Source organism: Serratia sp. KG1D, from assembly GCF_037150675.1.
Classification (GTDB): Bacteria; Pseudomonadota; Gammaproteobacteria; order Enterobacterales; family Enterobacteriaceae; genus Serratia; species Serratia nematodiphila.
Genome location: NZ_JBAGIH010000006.1, coordinates 1 through 18524, shown reverse-complemented (window position 1 = coordinate 18524; position 18524 = coordinate 1). Strand labels below are relative to the sequence as shown.

Genomic DNA, 18524 nt, shown 5'->3' with positions numbered 1-18524 from the left:
ATGGCGAAACTGCATGATTACTACAAAGACGAGGTAGTCAAACAACTGATGTCTCAGTTTGATTACAACTCTGTCATGCAAGTCCCTCGGGTCGAGAAGATCACCCTGAACATGGGTGTTGGTGAAGCGATTGCTGACAAGAAACTGCTGGATAACGCCGCAGCGGACCTGGCAGCCATCTCCGGTCAAAAACCGTTGATCACCAAAGCCCGCAAATCTGTTGCAGGCTTCAAAATCCGTCAGGGCTATCCGATCGGCTGTAAAGTAACTCTGCGTGGCGAACGCATGTGGGAGTTCTTTGAGCGTCTGATCTCCATTGCTGTTCCACGTATCCGTGACTTCCGTGGCCTGTCCGCCAAGTCATTCGATGGCCGTGGCAACTACAGCATGGGCGTGCGTGAGCAAATCATCTTCCCAGAAATCGACTACGACAAAGTCGATCGCGTTCGTGGTTTGGATATTACCATTACCACTACTGCGAAATCTGATGATGAAGGCCGCGCGCTGCTGGCTGCTTTTAACTTCCCGTTCCGCAAGTAAGGCAGGGTTACTGATGGCTAAGCAATCAATGAAAGCACGCGAAGTCAAGCGCGTGAAATTAGCTGACAAGTTCTTTGCAAAACGCGCTGAACTGAAAGCTATTATCTCTGATGTGAACGCATCCGATGAAGATCGTTGGAATGCCGTTCTCAAGCTGCAAACTCTGCCGCGTGATTCCAGCCCGTCTCGTCAGCGTAAACGCTGCCGCCAAACTGGCCGTCCACATGGTTATGTGGGCAAATTCGGGTTGAGCCGTATTAAGCTTCGTGAAGCCGCTATGCGCGGTGAAGTACCAGGCTTGAAAAAGGCTAGCTGGTAATTACCAATTGAATCACGGGAGTAAAGACAGATGAGCATGCAAGATCCGATCGCGGATATGCTGACCCGTATCCGTAACGGTCAAGCCGCGAACAAAGTTGCGGTCACCATGCCTTCCTCCAAGCTGAAAGTGGCAATTGCCAACGTGCTGAAGGAAGAAGGTTTTATTGAAGATTTCAAAATCGAAGGCGACGCCAAGCCTGTTCTGGAACTGGTACTGAAGTACTTCCAGGGCAAAGCTGTGGTAGAAAGCATTCAACGTATCAGCCGTCCAGGTCTGCGCATCTACAAGAAAAAAGATGAGCTGCCAAAAGTTATGGCCGGTTTGGGTATCGCTGTTGTTTCTACCTCTAAAGGTGTTATGACCGATCGTGCAGCTCGCCAGGCTGGTCTTGGTGGCGAGATTATCTGCTACGTAGCTTAATTCGGGAGGAAAGAATGTCTCGTGTTGCAAAAGCACCCGTCGTCATTCCTGCCGGCGTAGAGGTAAAACTCAACGGTCAGGTTATTTCGATTAAGGGTAAAAACGGCGAGTTGACTCGTACTATCCACGACGCCGTTGAAGTGAAGCAAGAAGCTAACGCACTGACTTTCGCTCCGCGCGAAGGTTTTGCTAACGCATGGGCCCAAGCGGGTACCACGCGCGCTCTGCTGAACGCAATGGTTGTTGGTGTTACCGAAGGCTTCACCAAGAAGCTTCAACTGGTAGGTGTTGGTTATCGTGCTGCCGTTAAAGGCAACGTGGTGAATTTGGCCCTGGGCTTCTCTCACCCTATCGATCACCAGCTGCCGGCAGGTATCACTGCTGAATGCCCAAGCCAAACTGAAATCGTGCTGAAAGGCGCTGATAAGCAGGTAATTGGCCAGGTAGCAGCAGATCTGCGCGCTTACCGTCGTCCTGAGCCTTACAAAGGCAAGGGTGTTCGTTACGCCGACGAAGTCGTGCGTACCAAAGAGGCTAAGAAGAAGTAAGGTAACACTATGGATAAGAAATCTGCTCGTATCCGTCGTGCGACCCGCGCACGCCGCAAGCTCCAAGAGCTGGGTGCAACCCGCCTGGTGGTACATCGTACCCCGCGTCACATTTACGCACAGGTGATTGCTCCAAACGGTTCTGAAGTACTGGTAGCCGCTTCTACTTTAGAAAAAGCTATCGCGGAGCAACTGAAGTATTCCGGTAACAAAGACGCAGCAGCAGCCGTAGGTAAAGCTCTGGCTGAGCGCGCGTTGGAAAAAGGGATTGCGAAAGTATCCTTTGACCGTTCCGGTTTCCAATATCATGGTCGAGTCCAGGCACTGGCAGATGCTGCCCGTGAAGCTGGCCTTCAGTTCTAAGGAAGAGGTTTAAGATGGCTCACATCGAAAAACAAGCTGGCGAACTGCAGGAAAAGCTGATCGCGGTAAACCGCGTATCTAAAACCGTAAAAGGTGGCCGTATTTTCAGCTTTACCGCACTGACTGTAGTTGGTGATGGTAACGGTCGCGTTGGTTTTGGCTACGGCAAAGCACGCGAAGTTCCAGCAGCGATCCAGAAAGCGATGGAAAAAGCCCGTCGCAACATGATGAACGTCGCGCTGAACAGCGGCACCCTGCAGCACCCTGTTAAGGGCGCTCACACGGGTTCTCGCGTGTTCATGCAGCCTGCTCATGAAGGTACCGGTATCATCGCGGGCGGTGCAATGCGCGCCGTTCTCGAAGTTGCTGGGGTGCACAACGTATTGGCTAAAGCTTATGGTTCCACCAACCCGATCAACGTGGTTCGTGCAACTATCGACGCTCTGGCGAATATGAAGTCTCCTGAAATGGTCGCTGCTAAGCGTGGTAAATCCGTTGCCGACATTCTGGGGTAATTGACCATGGCTAAGACTATTAAAGTTACACAAACTCGCAGCTCAATTGGCCGTCTGCCGAAGCATAAAGCTACTCTGCTCGGTCTGGGTCTGCGTCGTATTGGTCACACCGTAGAGCGCGAGGATACTCCTGCTGTTCGCGGTATGGTCAACCTGGTTTCCTACATGGTTAAAGTTGAGGAGTAACAGATGCGTTTAAATACTCTGTCTCCGGCTGAAGGTGCCAAGCATGCGCCTAAGCGTGTAGGTCGTGGTATTGGTTCTGGCCTGGGTAAAACCGGCGGCCGTGGTCACAAAGGTCAGAAGTCTCGTTCTGGCGGTGGCGTACGTCGTGGTTTCGAAGGTGGTCAGATGCCTCTGTACCGTCGTCTGCCGAAATTCGGCTTCACTTCACGCAAAGCGATGATCACGGCAGAAGTTCGTCTGTCTGAACTGGCTCTGGTTGAAGGCGATGTTATCGACCTGAACGCGCTGAAAGCCGCTAACGTAGTTGGTGTCCAGATCGAATTCGCGAAAGTTGTACTTTCTGGCGAAGTCGCTCGTCCGGTAACCCTGCGTGGTCTGCGTGTCACCAAAGGCGCTCGTGCTGCTATCGAGGCTGCTGGCGGTAAAATTGAGGAATAAGTAGCAGATGGCTAAGCAACCAGGATTAGATTTTCAAAGTGCTAAAGGCGGGCTCGGCGAGCTGAAGCGCAGACTTTTGTTTGTCATCGGCGCGCTGATTGTCTTCCGCATCGGCTCTTTCATTCCGATTCCTGGTATCGATGCCACTGTGCTTGCCAAATTGCTTGAGCAGCAGAGAGGCACTATCATTGAAATGTTTAACATGTTCTCTGGTGGTGCCCTCAGCCGTGCTTCTATCTTTGCTCTGGGGATCATGCCGTATATCTCGGCGTCGATCATTATCCAGCTACTGACGGTGGTTCATCCAGCGTTGGCGGAAATCAAGAAAGAAGGGGAGGCTGGCCGTCGCAAGATTAGCCAGTACACCCGCTACGGTACGCTGGTATTGGCCATATTCCAGTCGATCGGTATTGCTACCGGTCTGCCGAATATGCCTGGTATGCAGGGCCTGGTGTTAAACCCAGGCTTTGCATTCTACTTTACTGCGGTTGTGAGCCTGGTAACCGGGACAATGTTCCTGATGTGGCTGGGTGAGCAGATTACTGAGCGCGGTATCGGCAACGGTATCTCGATCATTATCTTCGCGGGTATTGTAGCGGGGCTCCCGCCGGCAGTGGCCCATACTATTGAGCAAGCGCGGCAAGGCGACCTGCACTTCCTCCTGCTGCTGTTGGTTGCAGTATTGGTGTTTGCAGTAACCTTCTTCGTTGTTTTCATTGAGCGTGGTCAACGTCGTATCGTCGTTAACTATGCGAAGCGTCAACAAGGTCGTCGTGTTTATGCAGCACAGAGTACACACTTACCGTTGAAAGTGAACATGGCGGGTGTTATCCCGGCGATTTTCGCTTCCAGCATTATTCTGTTCCCGGCCACGATTGCATCATGGTTTGGGGGCGGTACCGGTTGGAACTGGCTGACTACGATTTCGCTGTATTTGCAGCCAGGGCAACCGCTTTATGTGTTACTCTATGCGTCTGCAATCATCTTCTTCTGTTTCTTCTACACGGCGTTGGTTTTCAACCCGCGTGAGACAGCAGATAACCTGAAGAAGTCCGGTGCCTTCGTACCAGGAATTCGTCCGGGAGAGCAAACGGCGAAGTATATCGATAAAGTAATGACGCGTTTAACCCTGGTGGGCGCGATGTACATTACTTTCATCTGCCTGATCCCGGAGTTCATGCGTGATGCAATGAAAGTACCATTCTACTTTGGTGGTACCTCGCTACTGATCGTGGTTGTCGTCATCATGGACTTTATGGCTCAAGTGCAAACTCTGATGATGTCAAGTCAGTACGAGTCTGCATTGAAGAAAGCAAATCTGAAAGGCTATAACCGCTAGTCAGATTCGTTTGAGAAGTTACGGAGAGTAAAAATGAAAGTTCGTGCTTCCGTCAAGAAATTATGTCGTAACTGCAAAATCGTTAAGCGTAACGGTGTCGTTCGTGTGATTTGCAGCGCCGAGCCGAAGCATAAACAGCGTCAAGGCTGATTATCTCGCATATTTTTCTTGCAAAGTTGGGTTGAGCTGGCTAGATTAGCCAGCCAATCTTTTGTATGTCGCACTGCAACATTATTTGAGTATCCTGAAAACGGGCTTTTCAGAATGGTGTTGCTGTATAAAATAGTAGGAGTGCATAGTGGCCCGTATAGCAGGCATTAACATTCCTGATCATAAACATACCGTTATCGCCTTAACGTCGATCTTCGGTATCGGTAAAACCCGTTCACAGGCTATCTGTGCATCTACGGGTATTGCTGAAAATGTTAAGATCAGTGAGCTGTCTGAAGAGCAAATCGAAAAGCTTCGTGATGCAGTTGCCAAATACACCGTTGAGGGTGATTTGCGTCGTGAAATTACCCTGAGCATCAAGCGTCTTATGGATCTTGGTTGCTATCGTGGTTTGCGTCATCGTCGTGGTCTGCCGGTACGCGGTCAGCGCACCAAGACCAACGCTCGTACCCGTAAGGGTCCGCGCAAGCCGATCAAGAAATAATCGGGGTTATTGAATAATGGCAAAGGCACCTGTTCGTACACGTAAGCGTGTAAGAAAGCAAGTCTCTGACGGCGTGGCTCATATCCATGCTTCTTTCAACAACACCATCGTTACCATCACTGATCGTCAGGGTAATGCTTTGGGTTGGGCAACAGCCGGTGGTTCCGGTTTCCGTGGTTCTCGTAAGTCCACTCCGTTCGCAGCACAGGTTGCAGCAGAACGTTGTGCTGACGCAGTGAAAGAATACGGTATCAAGAACCTGGAAGTTATGGTTAAAGGACCTGGTCCTGGTCGTGAGTCTACTATCCGCGCTCTGAACGCGGCTGGTTTCCGCATCACTAACATTACTGATGTGACTCCGATCCCTCATAACGGTTGTCGTCCGCCGAAAAAGCGCCGCGTGTAACGCAGCTTTTAGGATTGTTGGAGAAAGAAAATGGCAAGATATTTGGGTCCTAAGCTCAAGCTGAGCCGTCGTGAGGGCACAGACCTGTTCCTTAAGTCTGGCGTTCGCGCGATCGATTCCAAGTGTAAAATTGAACAAGCACCTGGTCAGCACGGTGCGCGTAAACCGCGTCTGTCTGATTACGGTGTTCAGTTGCGTGAGAAGCAGAAAGTTCGTCGTATGTACGGCATTCTGGAGCGTCAATTCCGCAACTATTACAAAGAAGCAACCCGCCTGAAGGGCAACACCGGTGAAAACCTGTTGCAGCTGCTGGAAGGTCGTCTGGACAACGTTGTTTACCGTATGGGCTTCGGCGCTACTCGTGCAGAGTCACGTCAGCTGGTTAGCCACAAAGCAGTTATGGTAAACGGTCGCGTTGTTAACATCGCTTCTTATCAGGTATCTCCGAATGACGTAGTCAGCATCCGCGAGAAAGCTAAAAAGCAGTCTCGTGTTAAAGCTTCTCTGGAGCTGGCTGAGCAGCGTGAAAAGCCGACTTGGCTGGAAGTTGATGCTGCTAAGATGGAAGGCGTGTTCAAGCGTATGCCTGAACGTACCGATCTGTCTGCGGACATTAACGAACACCTGATCGTCGAGCTTTACTCCAAGTAAAGCTTAGTACCAAAGAGAGGACACAATGCAGGGTTCTGTGACAGAGTTTCTAAAACCGCGCCTGGTAGATATCGAGCAAGTCAGTTCGACGCACGCCAAGGTGACCCTTGAGCCTTTAGAGCGTGGCTTTGGCCATACTCTTGGCAACGCACTGCGCCGTATTCTGCTTTCATCTATGCCGGGTTGCGCGGTGACCGAGGTTGAGATTGATGGTGTACTGCATGAGTACAGCACCAAAGAAGGCGTACAGGAAGATATCCTGGAGATCCTGCTCAACCTGAAAGGGCTGGCGGTGAGAGTTCAAGGCAAAGACGAAGTTATTCTTACCCTGAATAAATCTGGCATTGGCCCTGTGACCGCTGCCGACATCACCCATGATGGTGATGTCGAAATCGTCAAGCCTCAGCACGTGATTTGCCACCTGACTGATGAGAACGCGGCTATCAGCATGCGTATCAAAGTTCAGCGCGGTCGCGGTTATGTGCCGGCTTCTGCCCGAATTCATTCGGAAGAAGATGAGCGCCCAATCGGTCGTCTGTTGGTTGACGCCTGCTACAGCCCTGTAGAGCGTATCGCCTACAATGTTGAAGCTGCGCGTGTAGAACAGCGTACTGACTTGGATAAGCTGGTCATCGAAATGGAGACCAATGGCACGATCGATCCTGAAGAGGCGATCCGCCGTGCGGCCACCATTCTGGCTGAACAACTTGAAGCTTTCGTTGACCTGCGTGATGTGCGTCAGCCGGAAGTTAAAGAAGAGAAACCGGAATTCGATCCGATCTTGCTGCGCCCTGTTGACGATCTGGAATTGACTGTCCGCTCTGCTAACTGCCTCAAGGCAGAAGCTATCCACTACATCGGTGATCTGGTACAGCGTACCGAGGTTGAGTTGCTGAAAACGCCAAACCTGGGTAAAAAATCTCTTACCGAGATTAAAGACGTGCTGGCCTCACGTGGTCTGTCTCTGGGCATGCGCCTGGAAAACTGGCCGCCGGCAAGCATTGCTGACGAGTAACCGGATCACAGGTTAAGGTTTTACTGAGAAGGATAAGGTCATGCGCCATCGTAAGAGTGGTCGTCAACTGAACCGTAACAGCAGCCATCGCCAGGCTATGTTCCGTAACATGGCCGGCTCTTTGGTTCGTCATGAGATCATCAAGACGACCCTGCCAAAAGCAAAAGAGCTGCGTCGCGTTGTTGAGCCGCTGATTACTCTTGCCAAGACCGACAGCGTAGCTAATCGTCGTCTGGCATTCGCCCGTACTCGTGATAACGAGATCGTGGCAAAACTGTTTAACGAGCTGGGCCCGCGTTTCGCGAGCCGTGCCGGTGGTTACACTCGCATTCTGAAGTGTGGCTTCCGCGCAGGCGACAACGCGCCGATGGCATACATCGAGCTGGTTGATCGTGCTGAGTCTCAAGCAGAAGTAGCAACTGCAGAGTAATCTGTAGACGCGTAAAAAAACCGGGCTTGCCCGGTTTTTTTACGTCCAAATCCAGCCAAATGTGCGCAGTTCCCCTGTAGTGCTTAAGATCCCCGCCCCTATCCGCTATGCTAAGGCTTATTATTCATTAGGCTAACCGAGGCTGTCTGTCATGGGGTTGCTTGATCAATGGGCGGAGCGTCATATCCTTGATGCTCAGGATAAAGGCGAGTTCGACAACCTGCCTGGCCAGGGGCAGCCGCTGGCGCTGGAAGATGACAGCGCGGTGCCGCCCGAACTACGCGCCGGTTACCGTTTGCTGAAAAATGCCGGTTACCTGCCGCCGGCGCTGGAAGATCGTAAAGAGGCGTTGACCGTTGCTCGCTTGCTGCAAGAGATTAATAGCGAACATCCGGACTATGTCGATCTCAGCAAGCGCATGGCACTGCTGGAGCACCGGCTGCGTCAGGCTGGGATGAGCACCGATTTCTTGCATGGCGAATATCAGCGCGCGCTTGATGGCAAGTTCACCCGAGAGGAGCGGTAATGTTCAAGATAGGTCAGTTGGCCAAGCTCGCCGAAGTGACGCCGGATACCGTGCGTTACTATGAAAAGCAGGGCATGATGGATCACAATGTCCGCACCGAAGGCGGTTATCGGCTGTATACGGAGCAAGATCTGCAGCGGCTGCGTTTTATTCGCTATGCCAAACAGTTGGGCTTTACTCTGGAAACGATCGCCGAACTGCTGTCGATCCGGGTTGATCCTGAACATCATACCTGCCAGGAATCGAAGTCTATCGTTGATGCGCGCCTGAGCGAAGTGGAAAGCAAGTTGGCGGAGCTGACTCGCATGCGCGAATCGTTGAAACGCCTGAGTGACGCCTGCTGCGGCACTGCCCATACCAGCAACTATTGTTCTATTCTGGAAGCCTTGGAACAGGGTGCCAGCGATGATAAAGGCAAAAAAGATTGCTGACGGCACTTTAATTTTTATATTGCCGGCAGTATTATCGGCTCGTTTTATTACCCTACCTTTTACAGGAGCATTATCATGACGAAATATCGTCACACTAAAGGCCAGATTCAAGATAACGCCATTGAGGCGCTGCTGCATGACCCGCTATTCCGCCAACGAGTGGAAAAGAATGTGAAAGGCAAAGGCAGCTATCGGCGTAAAGAAAAACACAACAAAGGCGGTAACTGGGAGGCCAGTGGCAAACTATCAAATGATAATTTACCACTGGCTTTCTGGTTTTAGGGCATTAAAAAAGCCACCTTCATTGGTGGCTTTTTATTGGCGTAACTTAATGCTGTTTTACAGCTTTGGCTGCTGTTGCTGGCTCAGCAAATCACGGATTTCCGTCAGCAGTTTCTCTTCTGCGGTTGGTTCTGGCGGCGCTGCCGGCGCTTCTTCCTGCTTGCGGCGCACCTTGTTCATCAGTTTAATCGCCAGGAAGATAGCGAAGGCGACAATCACAAAGTCAAATACGGTCTGGATGAATGAACCATAGTTCATTACCACCGCCGGTACGGCGCCCTGAGCTTCACGTAACACCAGATGGAACTGTTTAAAATCGACGCCGCCAATCAGTAAGCCCAACGGTGGCATGATGATATCGGCCACGAAGGACGAAACAATCTTGCCGAATGCAGCACCGATAATCACACCGACGGCCAGATCGACCACGTTGCCGCGCATGGCAAATTCGCGAAACTCTTTCAACATACTCATAGAACGCACCCCTTGCAGAATTAATAACTCAAGTTTAACAAAGCAATTTCCCTTTGCCACAAATGGCGAGAAGTTTTATCTCCTCCCAAGGCAGAGAACAACTACGCAATTATAGACCATCGCCTAATAAATTCGTTCTACAAGAAGAACGGGCTCGGTTGGAACAAGCGTTCAACGTCCGGCACGAATTTCTTGTCGGTAATAAACATGATGACGTGATCGCCCTGTTCGATTTTGCTGTTGCCGTTGGCGATGATCACGTCGTCGCCACGCACGATCGCACCGATGGTGGTACCCGGTGGCAGCTTGATGTCTTCCACGATGCGGCCGACCACTTTAGATGTGCTTTCATCGCCGTGGGCAATCGCTTCGATCGCTTCTGCCACGCCGCGGCGCAGTGACGAGACGCTGACGATATCCGCTTTGCGCACATGCCCAAGCAGCGCGGAGATGGTTGCCTGCTGCGGGGAAATGGCAATATCGATCACGCTGCCTTGCACCAGATCGACATAGGCGCGGCGCTGGATCAATACCATCACCTTCTTGGCGCCCATGCGCTTGGCCAGCATGGCGGACATGATGTTGGCCTCATCGTCGTTGGTGATGGCGATGAAAACATCCACCTGCTCGACGTGCTCTTCGGCCAGCAGCTCCTGATCGGAGGCATCGCCGTAGAATACAATGGTGTCGTGCAGCTGTTCGGCCAGTTCGGCGGCGCGTTGCTGATTCCGCTCGATCAGTTTGACGTTGTAGTCTTTTTCCAGCTTGGCGGCCAGGCCGGCGCCGACGTTGCCGCCGCCGACGATCATGATGCGCTTATAGGGTTTTTCTAGCCGCTGCAGTTCGCTCATCACCGCGCGGATATGCTGTGAGGCGGCGACGAAGAACACTTCATCGCCGGCTTCGATAATGGTCGAGCCCTGCGGACGGATCGGACGATCCTGGCGGAATATGGCGGCGACGCGGGTATCGATATGTGGCATGTGCTCGCGCATTGAAGAGAGCGCATTGCCGACCAGCGGGCCGCCGTAATAGGCTTTAACCGCGGCGATGCTGACCTTGCCTTCGGCAAAGTTGACCACCTGCAGCGCGCCAGGGTATTCAATCAGCTTGTAGATATAGTCGATGACCAGCTGCTCCGGCGAAATCAGATGGTCGATTGGCACCGCTTCCGGCAGGAACAGTTTCTCCGACTCGCGGATGTATTCCGGTGCGCGGATACGGGCGATACGGTTAGGGGTATTAAACAGAGAATAGGCGATCTGGCAGGCGATCATGTTGGTTTCGTCGGAGTTGGTGACGGCGACCAGCATGTCGGCGTCTTCTGCGCCGGCTTCGCGCAGCACCCGAGGGTGGGAACCATGCCCCTGAACCACCCGCAAATCGAATTTATCCTGCAGCTGACGCAAGCGGCCGGAATCGGTATCGACGACGGTGATATCGTTGTTTTCACCCACCAGGTTTTCCGCCAGCGTCCCGCCAACCTGACCGGCACCAAGAATAATTATTTTCATCGTGTTCTCTGCTTCACACTGAAAGACTTAGGGCGCGCACGCACGCCCTGAAGCATTACATTTTAATCAGCTTAGCGTAAAAGAAGCCATCGCCGTCCTCGGGATGCGGGATATTCTGTCGCCCTGGCCGCTGCGCATCGCCGGTTTCAACCAGCTTGGCATCGGCGTGGCGTTGCAAGAACGCGGCGATCTGGTTGCTGTTTTCATCCGGCAGGATAGAACAGGTGGCGTAAACCATCACTCCGCCTGATTTTAGATGCGGCCAGACGGCTTCCAGAATTTCTGCCTGCAGTGCGGCGAGTTCGGCGATGTCGCGATCGCGGCGCAGCCATTTGATGTCGGGATGACGGCGGATCACACCGGTGGCGGAACAAGGCGCGTCCAGCAGGATGCGGTCGAACTGCTTGTCCCCGCACCACTGCTGCGGAGTGCGGCCATCGCCCAGTTTAACCTCTGCGTGCAAACGCAGACGCTGCAGGTTCTCTTTGACTCGCGCCAGGCGCTGTTCGTCAATATCGACCGCCATGACGTGTGCTTTCGGCGCCGCTTCCAAAATATGCGTGGTTTTGCCGCCGGGTGCGGCGCACAGATCGAGGATCTGTTCGCCGTCTTGCGGATCCAACAGATCGACACACCCCTGGGCTGAGGCATCTTGCACGGTGACCCAGCCTTCGGCGAACCCTGGCAGATCGGTCACGGCGCAAGGCGCCAGCAAACGCAGTGCATCGGCATAGTCTGAATGAGTTTCCGCGGCGATGCCGGCGTCGTTCAGCAGCTGCAGATAAGCGTCACGGGTGTGATGCAGGCGGTTGACGCGCAGCCACATCGGCGGCTTCTGGTTATTGGCGTCGACGATCTGTTCCCAGTTGGCGGGATAAGCCTGTTGAATGCGTTTCAGTAACCAGCTGGGATGCAGATAGCGGCTGTCATTGTTGGCGGCGCGTTGCAACAGCTCTTCCTGCTGGCGCTGGAATTGCCGCAAGACGCCGTTAATCAGGCCTTTTAACTGCGGGCGTTTCAGCGCTACCGCACCTTCCACGGTTTCCGCCAGCACGGCGTGCGCCGGGATGCGGGTATACAGCAGCTGATACAGGCCAACCATCAGCAAGTAGTGCAGCGTACGCTGCTTACCGGTCAGCGGCTTGGCCATCAATTGCTGAATGCACCATTCGAGCTGCGGCAGCACGCGTAACGTGCCGAAACACAGCTCCTGCAGCAACCCGCGATCTTTGTCGCTGATGGAGGTTTGCAGCGCCGGCAGGACAGTGCTGAGCGACTGCCCCTGATCCAGCACCTGGCCGATGGCTTTGGCAGCGATGCTGCGGAGATTGTAATTATTTTTCATAGGCTGAAGCTGATAACGATCGGCATTAAGAAAATAACGGCCCGGCGATGAACGGCCGGGCAGTGGGGTGACTTACAGCCGGTTACCCGGGGTAAACCATTCACGACGTGAATTTAACAGGTCCTGCGCCGACATCGGTTTCTTACCGGCGGGCTGCAGCTGGATCAGATTGAGGATGCCGTCGGCGGTCGCCACCTGAATGCCTTGCTTGTCGGCATGGACAACGGTGCCCGGCTCCGCGTTGGCGCTTTGCGCCAGCACGCTGGCCTGCCAGACTTTTACCGGTTGATCGTCGATGGTGAAGTAGCTGATCGGCCAAGGGTTGAAGGCGCGGATGCAGCGCTCCAGTTGTGCAGCGGACAGGTTCCAGTCCAGGCGAGCTTCTTCTTTGCTCAGCTTCTCGGCGTAAGTGACCAACGCTTCGTCCTGTACTTCGCGGGTGGCGCTGCCGTCGGCCATTTGGCGCAGCGTCGTCAGCATGCCCTGCGGGCCGAGCTGGGCCAGTTTGCCGTAGAGACTGGCGCTGGTGTCGTTGCTCTCAATTGGGCAGGCGATCTTGTGCATCATGTCGCCGGTATCGAGGCCGGCGTCCATCTGCATGATGGTCACGCCGGTTTCGCTGTCGCCGGCCCAGAGCGAACGCTGGATCGGTGCCGCGCCGCGCCAGCGAGGCAGCAGCGAACCGTGTACGTTGATGCAACCGAGACGCGGCATATCCAGCACCGCTTGCGGCAGGATCAACCCGTAGGCAACAACCACCATCACGTCGGCGTTAAGATCGGCCACCAGGCGCTGGTTCTCTTCTGGGCGCAGCGATTTTGGCTGAAATACCGGCAGTTGGTGTTGTTCAGCCAGCACTTTTACCGGGCTTGGCGTCAACTTGTTGCCGCGGCCAGCCGGGCGGTCGGGCTGGGTAAAAACGCCGACAATCTGGTGCTCAGATGACAACAGCGCGTCAAGATGACGCGCTGCGAAGTCTGGTGTTCCGGCGAAAATAATCCGTAAAGAGTCAGACACGTTGATTTCCTGATCGGTTAGGCGCGGGCTTGGAGCTTGGCCATTTTTTCCAGTTTCTGACGAATGCGCTGGCGCTTCAGCGGCGACAGGTAATCGACGAACAGTTTACCCATCAGGTGATCCATCTCGTGCTGGATGCAGATCGCCAGCAGATCGTCCGCTTCCAGCTCGAAAGATTTGCCTTCGCGATCCAGCGCGCGGATCTTCACCTGCGCGGCGCGTGGTACCAATGCACGCTGCTCGGGAATGGAAAGACAGCCTTCCTCGATGCCGGTTTCGCCGCTTTTTTCCAGCAGCTCCGGATTGATCAGCACCAGGCGCTGATCGCGATTCTCGGAGACGTCGATCACGATAATGCGCTGATGGATATCCACCTGAGTCGCAGCAAGGCCGATGCCTTCCTCTGCGTACATGGTTTCAAACATATCATCCACGATGCGCTGGATATCTGCATTGACTTCTTTTACCGGCGCTGCAACTTTGCGCAGACGCTCGTCTGGGAAATGTAATACCTGCAAGACTGACATATATCTTTAGATCTGTATCCGAGTAATGAACGAGGTTTAACCTCTATTCTAGACATTTCCCGGCCTGATTGACAGCATTGCGCACCAATTGCTCAGATTGGTAATACCACCGTTTTTGCTGAGGGAACAGAGGATGCGGCCGGAAGAGATCGCTTTACGGATGCGGGGGGTTACGGGGCTGCAGACCGTCGTGGCCAGCCGGATCGTGCGGCAGTTATCGCAAATGGGTGGCGAGCCTCGCCGCGCGTTGCGTGAACTGGGATTGAATGAACGGCAACGGGCACAGTTCAACCAGACGGATCCTGGTTATCTGGCGGCCACCTTGCGTTGGCTGGAAGTGCCGGCGCACCGTATGCTGAACTATGCAGCGGCCGGCTATCCCGAATGCCTGGCTCAGATCGACGATGCGCCGCTGTTCCTGCTGATCGATGGAGATCCTCAGGCGCTGTTGCGCCCGCAACTTGCCATGGTTGGCAGCCGGCAGTTCAGCCACTACGGCGAGCGCTGGGCTAACCATTTCGCCGAGGAATTGGCGCGTTGCGGTTTCACCATCACCAGTGGTTTGGCGATCGGCATCGACGGCATTTGCCATCGCGCAGCGCTGGCGGCCGGTGGTTGCACGATAGCGGTGTTGGGCTGCGGGCTGGCCAATGTCTACCCGCGGCGGCACCACAGGCTAGCAGAGCAGATAGTCGAGCAGGGCGGTGCGGTGATTTCAGATCATTTGGTCACCGATTTGCCCCTGGCCGACCATTTTCCGCGCCGCAACCGCATTATCAGCGGGCTGAGCCAGGGCGTTCTGGTCATAGAAGCCTCGTTGCGCAGCGGTACCCTGGTGACGGCTCGCTATGCGCTGGAGCAAGGGCGTGAGGTATTCGCCTTGCCGGGGCCGTTAGGGAACCCGATGAGCGAAGGCACGCACTGGCTGATCCAACAGGGCGCGCATCTGGTGACTGGGCCGAAAGATATCGCCGAATTGCTGGGAAGCGGCCTTCAATGGCTGTCACTGAACGAAAATACAACTATTTGTGCGTCGCAGGCTGAAGTTGAATTGCCATTTGCCGATGTGTTGGCTAACGTAGGAGATGAGGTGACACCTGTTGACGTCGTCGCTGAACGTGCCGGCCAACCTGTGCCAGTGGTGGTAATCAAGTTACTCGAGCTGGAGTTAGCAGGGTGGATCGCAGCTGTACCCGGCGGCTATGTCCGAATAAGGAGGGCAAGCCATGTTCGACGTACTCATGTACTTGTTTGAAACTTATATCCACAATGAACCAGAGATGCGCGTCGATCAGGATCAACTGACCGATGATCTCGCCCAGGCGGGGTTTCATCAGGATGATATCTACAACGCGTTGAATTGGCTTGAGAAGTTGGCCGACCTGCAAGAAGGTCAAAATGCGCCTTACTTTATGGATGCCGATCCGCTGGCGATGCGGATCTATACCGAAGAGGAAAACGCGCGTTTGGACGCCGGCTGCCGTGGTTTTCTCCTGTTCCTGGAACAGATTCAGGTATTGAACCTCGAAACCCGTGAAATGGTTATCGACCGCGTTATGGCTTTGGATAATGCGGAATTCGATCTCGAAGATCTGAAATGGGTCGTGTTGATGGTGCTGTTTAATATCCCCGGATATGAAAGCGCCTATCAGCAAATGGAAGAGCTGTTGTTTGAAGTGAACGAAGGTTATCTGCATTGAGCCGATAACGCGCATAGAAGACGTTATGACAAAAAACGCGATTTTTGCCGCCAGGCAAAATGAACCCTGTCCGGAATGCGGGGCCGAGCTGGTGATCCGTAGCGGTCGCCACGGCCCTTTTCTCGGCTGTTCCCAGTACCCTGAATGCCAATATATTCGTCCGCTGAAAGCACAGGCCGATGGGCATGTCGTTAAGGTGTTGGATGGGCAACCGTGCCCGAAGTGTCAGGCGACGTTGGTGCTGCGCCAGGGGCGCTACGGCATGTTTATCGGCTGCAGCGATTATCCGCAGTGCGATCACACAGAAGTGATCGACAAGCCTGATGAAACCGCCATTACCTGTCCGCAGTGCGGCCAAGGCAAACTGCTGCAGCGCAAGTCGCGTTACGGCAAGGTTTTTCACTCCTGCGATCGTTACCCGGAATGCCAGTTCGCTCTCAACGTTAAACCCGTCGCTGGTGAATGCGCCTATTGCCATTATCCGCTGCTGATGGAAAAGCGCACGGCAAAAGGCCCCGTCCTGTGCTGTGCCAGCAAGCTGTGCGGAAAACCCGTCGCGACTACAGAATAATCACATCATGAATTCAGAATTAAGCCCGAACCTTTTATCTATCATCGATGCTTTGCATCAACAGCAGGTGATTGCGTATCCCACCGAAGCGGTATTCGGCCTGGGTTGCGATCCCGACAGCGAGCAGGCGGTCAATGCATTGCTGGCTCTGAAACAGCGGCCATGGGAAAAGGGGCTGATTTTGATCGCCGCCGACTATGCGCAGCTTAAGCCTTATATTGACGACAGTACGCTCAGCGAACAGCAGCGCGCGACGATGTTCGCCAGCTGGCCTGGGCCGGTAACCTGGGTTTTGCCCGCTCGGCCGGAGACGCCGCGTTTGTTGACCGGACGTTTCAGTTCACTGGCGGTGCGCGTTAGCGATCATCCGCTGGTGCAGTTGCTGTGCCGGCAGTATGGCAAGCCGCTGGTGTCGACCAGCGCCAATCTCAGTGGGCTGGAACCGTGTCGCAGTGCGGATGAGGTCACACGGCAATTCGGCGAGGCTTTCCCGGTATTGGCCGGCAAGGTAGGCGGCCGTCTTAACCCTTCCGAAATCAGAGATGCTCTGACCGGCGAACAGATCCGTCAGGGCTAGAGGAAATGGGCATGGAGAAGTTTGCGGTATTTGGCAACCCTATCGGCCACAGCAAGTCGCCGCGAATTCATGCGCTGTTCGCTGCCCAGACTGGCATAGAGCATCCTTATGGAACAGTGCTGGCGCCGCTGGACGGTTTTGAAACCAGCTTGCAGGCGTTTATCCGCGCCGGAGGGCAGGGGGCGAACGTCACGGTGCCTTTCAAGGAGCGAGCTTATTCGGCCGCCTCTGAACTGAGTGAGCGCGCGGCGATGGCCGGTGCGGTCAACACCCTGAAGGTATTGCCGAATGGCGGTCTATTGGGGGACAACACCGACGGCATCGGTTTGCTGACCGATCTGCAGCGTCAGCAATTGATCCGGCCGCAGGATCGCATTCTGCTGGTGGGTGCCGGCGGCGCGGCGCGCGGCGTGATCCTGCCGCTGCTGTCTTTCGGCTGCCGGCTCACGATCACCAACCGCACTTTCAGCCGGGCCCAAGAGTTGGCCGACGCTTTCCGGCATCTGGGGGAGATCTCGGCGGCGCCGATGGATCAACTGGATCAGCAAGCGTTCGATCTGGTGATCAATGCGACGGCGTCCGGCATCAGCGGGGAGATCCCGGCGTTGCCTGCAGGCGTGGTGAATGCGCAAACCCGTTGCTATGACATGTTCTATCAGCAAGGCGTTACGCCATTTCTGGCCTGGGCGCAGCAGCAGGGCGCAACGGAATACGCCGATGGGCTGGGTATGCTGGTGGGGCAGGCGGCGCATGCTTTCCTGCTGTGGCACGGAGTAATGCCAGAGATAGAACCAGTCTTGCGCCAGCTGCGCAGCGAGATGGCGGCATAAATCCTACCCCGTTCTCTTTATAGAGAACGGGGCGCCCATCAGATGTCTTCCGACAGGTATTCATCTTTCCAGCGTACATAGTTGTTAGAAGAATAAAGCAATCCCTCCAACTCGGCGGCGGTCAACGGCCGAACCTGGCGTGCCGGGCTACCCATATAAAGATAGCCTCTGGCCAGGCGTTTGCCCGGCGCCACCAAACTGCCGGCGCCAATCATCACGTCGTCTTCTACAACTACGCCGTCCAACAGGATCGATCCCATCCCGACCAGCACCCGGTTGCCGATGGCGCAGCCGTGCAGCATCGCTTTATGGCCCACGGTAACGTCTTCGCCAATTAACAGGGGATAACCGTCGGGGTTATGTTCGGAGCGGTGAGTCACATGCAGCACGCTGCCGTCCTGAATATTGCTGCGTGCGCCGATCTTTACCGCATTGACGTCGCCGCGAATGGCGACCAGCGGCCAGATGCTGACGTCATCCGCCAGATCGACGTCGCCGATGACGACGCTGGAAGGATCGATCAAGACGCGCTGACCGAGTTTGGGGGTGTATTGAAGATAAGAACGTACTGCATCGGACATGGTGCTTGCCTCACGTCGGGATCATATTTACCGGCAATACTAGACCCTGGCGATGGAATTACAACCAATCGCAGCGCCGGATCCTGCGGAAAATGGCCCTGATCGCACAAGATCCACCCGGAAGGGCTGAAAAGTGTGCAAACGGAAAGAAAAGATCAAAAAAGGGGTTGTGCAAAAAACTCGGATCCCTATAATGCGCCTCCATCGACACGGCGCAAGTGATTCACTTCACACGGCGGCCGGGAAGAAAGAGAAAAAATCCTGAAAATTAGGGTTGACTCTGAAAGAGGAAAGCGTAATATACGCCACCTCGAGTTAGCG

The 18524-nt window shown here is 54.4% G+C and carries 29 protein-coding genes; 23 read left to right on the top strand and 6 right to left on the bottom strand.

Going from position 1 to position 18524, the window contains the following annotated elements; genetic code table 11:
* The 18 genes from rplE to WFM45_RS22135 all read left to right on the top strand — a co-directional run bounded on the left by rplE (nucleotide 1) and on the right by WFM45_RS22135 (nucleotide 9067).
* Nucleotides 1–540 carry a 50S ribosomal protein L5 gene (rplE, locus tag WFM45_RS22220; RefSeq protein WP_004929756.1) on the top strand — a complete coding sequence of 180 codons (540 nt, stop codon included), beginning with the start codon at nucleotides 1–3 and terminating at the stop codon, nucleotides 538–540.
* A 13-nt stretch (nucleotides 541–553) separates the two neighbouring features.
* Nucleotides 554–859: a 30S ribosomal protein S14 gene (gene rpsN, locus WFM45_RS22215; protein ID WP_004929754.1), complete on the top strand. Its 306-nt coding sequence runs from the start codon at nucleotides 554–556 to the stop codon at nucleotides 857–859.
* Between the two features lie 30 nt (nucleotides 860–889).
* Nucleotides 890–1282 (top strand): 30S ribosomal protein S8, encoded by a 393-nt coding sequence (rpsH, locus tag WFM45_RS22210; protein WP_004929753.1) that lies wholly within the window; start codon nucleotides 890–892, stop codon nucleotides 1280–1282.
* A 14-nt stretch (nucleotides 1283–1296) separates the two neighbouring features.
* Nucleotides 1297–1830, top strand: a complete 534-nt coding sequence (gene rplF, locus WFM45_RS22205) for a 50S ribosomal protein L6 (protein ID WP_004929751.1) — start codon at nucleotides 1297–1299, stop codon at nucleotides 1828–1830.
* 9 nt (nucleotides 1831–1839) lie between these two features.
* Nucleotides 1840–2193, top strand: coding sequence for a 50S ribosomal protein L18 (gene rplR / locus WFM45_RS22200; protein WP_004929748.1), 354 nt, complete (start codon nucleotides 1840–1842; stop codon nucleotides 2191–2193).
* Nucleotides 2194–2207: 14 nt separating this feature from the next.
* Nucleotides 2208–2708: a 30S ribosomal protein S5 gene (gene rpsE / locus WFM45_RS22195; protein WP_004929747.1), complete on the top strand. Its 501-nt coding sequence runs from the start codon at nucleotides 2208–2210 to the stop codon at nucleotides 2706–2708.
* 6 nt (nucleotides 2709–2714) lie between these two features.
* A complete protein-coding gene (rpmD, locus tag WFM45_RS22190) occupies nucleotides 2715–2894 on the top strand; it encodes a 50S ribosomal protein L30 (protein WP_048232028.1) in 180 nt (59 codons plus the stop codon).
* A gap of 3 nt (nucleotides 2895–2897) precedes the next feature.
* Nucleotides 2898–3332 carry a 50S ribosomal protein L15 gene (gene rplO, locus WFM45_RS22185; RefSeq protein WP_004929742.1) on the top strand — a complete coding sequence of 145 codons (435 nt, stop codon included), beginning with the start codon at nucleotides 2898–2900 and terminating at the stop codon, nucleotides 3330–3332.
* A 7-nt stretch (nucleotides 3333–3339) separates the two neighbouring features.
* A complete protein-coding gene (gene secY, locus WFM45_RS22180; RefSeq protein ID WP_004929740.1) occupies nucleotides 3340–4671 on the top strand; it encodes a preprotein translocase subunit SecY in 1332 nt (443 codons plus the stop codon).
* A gap of 33 nt (nucleotides 4672–4704) precedes the next feature.
* A complete protein-coding gene (rpmJ, locus tag WFM45_RS22175; protein ID WP_002227352.1) occupies nucleotides 4705–4821 on the top strand; it encodes a 50S ribosomal protein L36 in 117 nt (38 codons plus the stop codon).
* A gap of 148 nt (nucleotides 4822–4969) precedes the next feature.
* On the top strand, nucleotides 4970–5326 hold the full coding sequence (gene rpsM / locus WFM45_RS22170; RefSeq protein ID WP_004929734.1) for a 30S ribosomal protein S13: 357 nt from the start codon (nucleotides 4970–4972) through the stop codon (nucleotides 5324–5326).
* Between the two features lie 16 nt (nucleotides 5327–5342).
* Nucleotides 5343–5732, top strand: a complete 390-nt coding sequence (gene rpsK, locus WFM45_RS22165) for a 30S ribosomal protein S11 (RefSeq protein WP_004929731.1) — start codon at nucleotides 5343–5345, stop codon at nucleotides 5730–5732.
* A 30-nt stretch (nucleotides 5733–5762) separates the two neighbouring features.
* Nucleotides 5763–6383 (top strand): 30S ribosomal protein S4, encoded by a 621-nt coding sequence (rpsD, locus tag WFM45_RS22160; RefSeq protein WP_004929729.1) that lies wholly within the window; start codon nucleotides 5763–5765, stop codon nucleotides 6381–6383.
* 25 nt (nucleotides 6384–6408) lie between these two features.
* Complete coding sequence (locus WFM45_RS22155; RefSeq protein ID WP_002919219.1) at nucleotides 6409–7398, top strand: DNA-directed RNA polymerase subunit alpha; 990 nt, start codon at nucleotides 6409–6411, stop codon at nucleotides 7396–7398.
* A 40-nt stretch (nucleotides 7399–7438) separates the two neighbouring features.
* Nucleotides 7439–7828 carry a 50S ribosomal protein L17 gene (gene rplQ, locus WFM45_RS22150; RefSeq protein ID WP_004929726.1) on the top strand — a complete coding sequence of 130 codons (390 nt, stop codon included), beginning with the start codon at nucleotides 7439–7441 and terminating at the stop codon, nucleotides 7826–7828.
* A gap of 151 nt (nucleotides 7829–7979) precedes the next feature.
* Nucleotides 7980–8354: a DUF1992 domain-containing protein gene (locus WFM45_RS22145; protein WP_004929724.1), complete on the top strand. Its 375-nt coding sequence runs from the start codon at nucleotides 7980–7982 to the stop codon at nucleotides 8352–8354.
* A complete protein-coding gene (zntR, locus tag WFM45_RS22140; protein WP_004929722.1) occupies nucleotides 8354–8785 on the top strand; it encodes a Zn(2+)-responsive transcriptional regulator in 432 nt (143 codons plus the stop codon). The genes WFM45_RS22145 and zntR overlap by 1 nt, the downstream gene beginning before the upstream one ends.
* Nucleotides 8786–8860: 75 nt before the next feature.
* Nucleotides 8861–9067, top strand: coding sequence for an alternative ribosome-rescue factor A (locus WFM45_RS22135; protein WP_004929720.1), 207 nt, complete (start codon nucleotides 8861–8863; stop codon nucleotides 9065–9067).
* A 57-nt stretch (nucleotides 9068–9124) separates the two neighbouring features.
* Here the strand turns inward: WFM45_RS22135 and mscL are convergent, their stop codons facing one another.
* The 5 genes from mscL to def all read right to left on the bottom strand — a co-directional run bounded on the left by mscL (nucleotide 9125) and on the right by def (nucleotide 13944).
* On the bottom strand, nucleotides 9125–9541 hold the full coding sequence (mscL, locus tag WFM45_RS22130) for a large-conductance mechanosensitive channel protein MscL (RefSeq protein WP_004929718.1): 417 nt from the start codon (nucleotides 9539–9541) through the stop codon (nucleotides 9125–9127).
* Between the two features lie 137 nt (nucleotides 9542–9678).
* Nucleotides 9679–11055, bottom strand: coding sequence for a Trk system potassium transporter TrkA (gene trkA / locus WFM45_RS22125; RefSeq protein WP_004929716.1), 1377 nt, complete (start codon nucleotides 11053–11055; stop codon nucleotides 9679–9681).
* Nucleotides 11056–11110: 55 nt separating this feature from the next.
* The gene (rsmB, locus tag WFM45_RS22120; protein ID WP_082997740.1) at nucleotides 11111–12400 is read right to left on the bottom strand and encodes a 16S rRNA (cytosine(967)-C(5))-methyltransferase RsmB; all 1290 of its coding nucleotides are present in this window, start codon (nucleotides 12398–12400) and stop codon (nucleotides 11111–11113) included.
* A gap of 72 nt (nucleotides 12401–12472) precedes the next feature.
* Entirely contained in the window at nucleotides 12473–13417 is a 945-nt protein-coding gene (fmt, locus tag WFM45_RS22115) for a methionyl-tRNA formyltransferase (RefSeq protein WP_085337628.1), read from the bottom strand.
* Between the two features lie 17 nt (nucleotides 13418–13434).
* Nucleotides 13435–13944, bottom strand: a complete 510-nt coding sequence (def, locus tag WFM45_RS22110; protein WP_004929710.1) for a peptide deformylase — start codon at nucleotides 13942–13944, stop codon at nucleotides 13435–13437.
* A gap of 133 nt (nucleotides 13945–14077) precedes the next feature.
* Between def and dprA the strand changes: the two genes are divergently transcribed.
* From dprA to aroE, 5 genes are read left to right on the top strand one after another with little or no spacing between them, the layout of a single operon-like run.
* Nucleotides 14078–15199 (top strand): DNA-protecting protein DprA, encoded by a 1122-nt coding sequence (gene dprA, locus WFM45_RS22105; protein WP_085337627.1) that lies wholly within the window; start codon nucleotides 14078–14080, stop codon nucleotides 15197–15199.
* Nucleotides 15171–15644 (top strand): DUF494 family protein Smg, encoded by a 474-nt coding sequence (gene smg, locus WFM45_RS22100; RefSeq protein WP_033631946.1) that lies wholly within the window; start codon nucleotides 15171–15173, stop codon nucleotides 15642–15644. Before dprA ends, smg begins: the two co-directional genes overlap by 29 nt.
* A 25-nt stretch (nucleotides 15645–15669) precedes the next feature.
* Nucleotides 15670–16215, top strand: coding sequence for a DNA topoisomerase family protein (locus WFM45_RS22095; protein ID WP_033631947.1), 546 nt, complete (start codon nucleotides 15670–15672; stop codon nucleotides 16213–16215).
* A gap of 7 nt (nucleotides 16216–16222) precedes the next feature.
* On the top strand, nucleotides 16223–16792 hold the full coding sequence (tsaC, locus tag WFM45_RS22090) for an L-threonylcarbamoyladenylate synthase type 1 TsaC (RefSeq protein WP_016930312.1): 570 nt from the start codon (nucleotides 16223–16225) through the stop codon (nucleotides 16790–16792).
* Between the two features lie 11 nt (nucleotides 16793–16803).
* Entirely contained in the window at nucleotides 16804–17622 is an 819-nt protein-coding gene (gene aroE / locus WFM45_RS22085; RefSeq protein WP_336957260.1) for a shikimate dehydrogenase, read from the top strand.
* Nucleotides 17623–17660: 38 nt separating this feature from the next.
* On the opposite strand, the gene WFM45_RS22080 is transcribed toward aroE, so the two are convergent.
* Entirely contained in the window at nucleotides 17661–18203 is a 543-nt protein-coding gene (locus WFM45_RS22080) for a gamma carbonic anhydrase family protein (RefSeq protein ID WP_336957258.1), read from the bottom strand.
* Nucleotides 18204–18524 lie beyond the last annotated feature (321 nt).

Bases quoted from the DNA above. Each gene is read 5' to 3' on its own strand.
- rpsH (WP_004929753.1), top strand. From the start codon at position 890: ATGAGCATGCAAGATCCGATCGCGGATATGCTGACCCGTATCCGTAAC.
- rpsK (WP_004929731.1), top strand. From the start codon at position 5,343: ATGGCAAAGGCACCTGTTCGTACACGTAAGCGTGTAAGAAAGCAAGTC.
- rplO (WP_004929742.1), top strand. From the start codon at position 2,898: ATGCGTTTAAATACTCTGTCTCCGGCTGAAGGTGCCAAGCATGCGCCT.
- smg (WP_033631946.1), top strand. From the start codon at position 15,171: ATGTTCGACGTACTCATGTACTTGTTTGAAACTTATATCCACAATGAA.
- trkA (WP_004929716.1), bottom strand. From the start codon at position 11,055: ATGAAAATAATTATTCTTGGTGCCGGTCAGGTTGGCGGGACGCTGGCG.
- WFM45_RS22155 (WP_002919219.1), top strand. From the start codon at position 6,409: ATGCAGGGTTCTGTGACAGAGTTTCTAAAACCGCGCCTGGTAGATATC.
- rpmJ (WP_002227352.1), top strand. From the start codon at position 4,705: ATGAAAGTTCGTGCTTCCGTCAAGAAATTATGTCGTAACTGCAAAATC.
- rplR (WP_004929748.1), top strand. From the start codon at position 1,840: ATGGATAAGAAATCTGCTCGTATCCGTCGTGCGACCCGCGCACGCCGC.
- zntR (WP_004929722.1), top strand. From the start codon at position 8,354: ATGTTCAAGATAGGTCAGTTGGCCAAGCTCGCCGAAGTGACGCCGGAT.
- WFM45_RS22135 (WP_004929720.1), top strand. From the start codon at position 8,861: ATGACGAAATATCGTCACACTAAAGGCCAGATTCAAGATAACGCCATT.
- rpsN (WP_004929754.1), top strand. From the start codon at position 554: ATGGCTAAGCAATCAATGAAAGCACGCGAAGTCAAGCGCGTGAAATTA.
- rpmD (WP_048232028.1), top strand. From the start codon at position 2,715: ATGGCTAAGACTATTAAAGTTACACAAACTCGCAGCTCAATTGGCCGT.
- rplQ (WP_004929726.1), top strand. From the start codon at position 7,439: ATGCGCCATCGTAAGAGTGGTCGTCAACTGAACCGTAACAGCAGCCAT.
- WFM45_RS22080 (WP_336957258.1), bottom strand. From the start codon at position 18,203: ATGTCCGATGCAGTACGTTCTTATCTTCAATACACCCCCAAACTCGGT.
- rplE (WP_004929756.1), top strand. From the start codon at position 1: ATGGCGAAACTGCATGATTACTACAAAGACGAGGTAGTCAAACAACTG.
- WFM45_RS22145 (WP_004929724.1), top strand. From the start codon at position 7,980: ATGGGGTTGCTTGATCAATGGGCGGAGCGTCATATCCTTGATGCTCAG.
- rplF (WP_004929751.1), top strand. From the start codon at position 1,297: ATGTCTCGTGTTGCAAAAGCACCCGTCGTCATTCCTGCCGGCGTAGAG.
- tsaC (WP_016930312.1), top strand. From the start codon at position 16,223: ATGAATTCAGAATTAAGCCCGAACCTTTTATCTATCATCGATGCTTTG.
- secY (WP_004929740.1), top strand. From the start codon at position 3,340: ATGGCTAAGCAACCAGGATTAGATTTTCAAAGTGCTAAAGGCGGGCTC.
- aroE (WP_336957260.1), top strand. From the start codon at position 16,804: ATGGAGAAGTTTGCGGTATTTGGCAACCCTATCGGCCACAGCAAGTCG.
- rsmB (WP_082997740.1), bottom strand. From the start codon at position 12,400: ATGAAAAATAATTACAATCTCCGCAGCATCGCTGCCAAAGCCATCGGC.
- dprA (WP_085337627.1), top strand. From the start codon at position 14,078: ATGCGGCCGGAAGAGATCGCTTTACGGATGCGGGGGGTTACGGGGCTG.
- WFM45_RS22095 (WP_033631947.1), top strand. From the start codon at position 15,670: ATGACAAAAAACGCGATTTTTGCCGCCAGGCAAAATGAACCCTGTCCG.
- mscL (WP_004929718.1), bottom strand. From the start codon at position 9,541: ATGAGTATGTTGAAAGAGTTTCGCGAATTTGCCATGCGCGGCAACGTG.
- def (WP_004929710.1), bottom strand. From the start codon at position 13,944: ATGTCAGTCTTGCAGGTATTACATTTCCCAGACGAGCGTCTGCGCAAA.
- rpsE (WP_004929747.1), top strand. From the start codon at position 2,208: ATGGCTCACATCGAAAAACAAGCTGGCGAACTGCAGGAAAAGCTGATC.
- rpsD (WP_004929729.1), top strand. From the start codon at position 5,763: ATGGCAAGATATTTGGGTCCTAAGCTCAAGCTGAGCCGTCGTGAGGGC.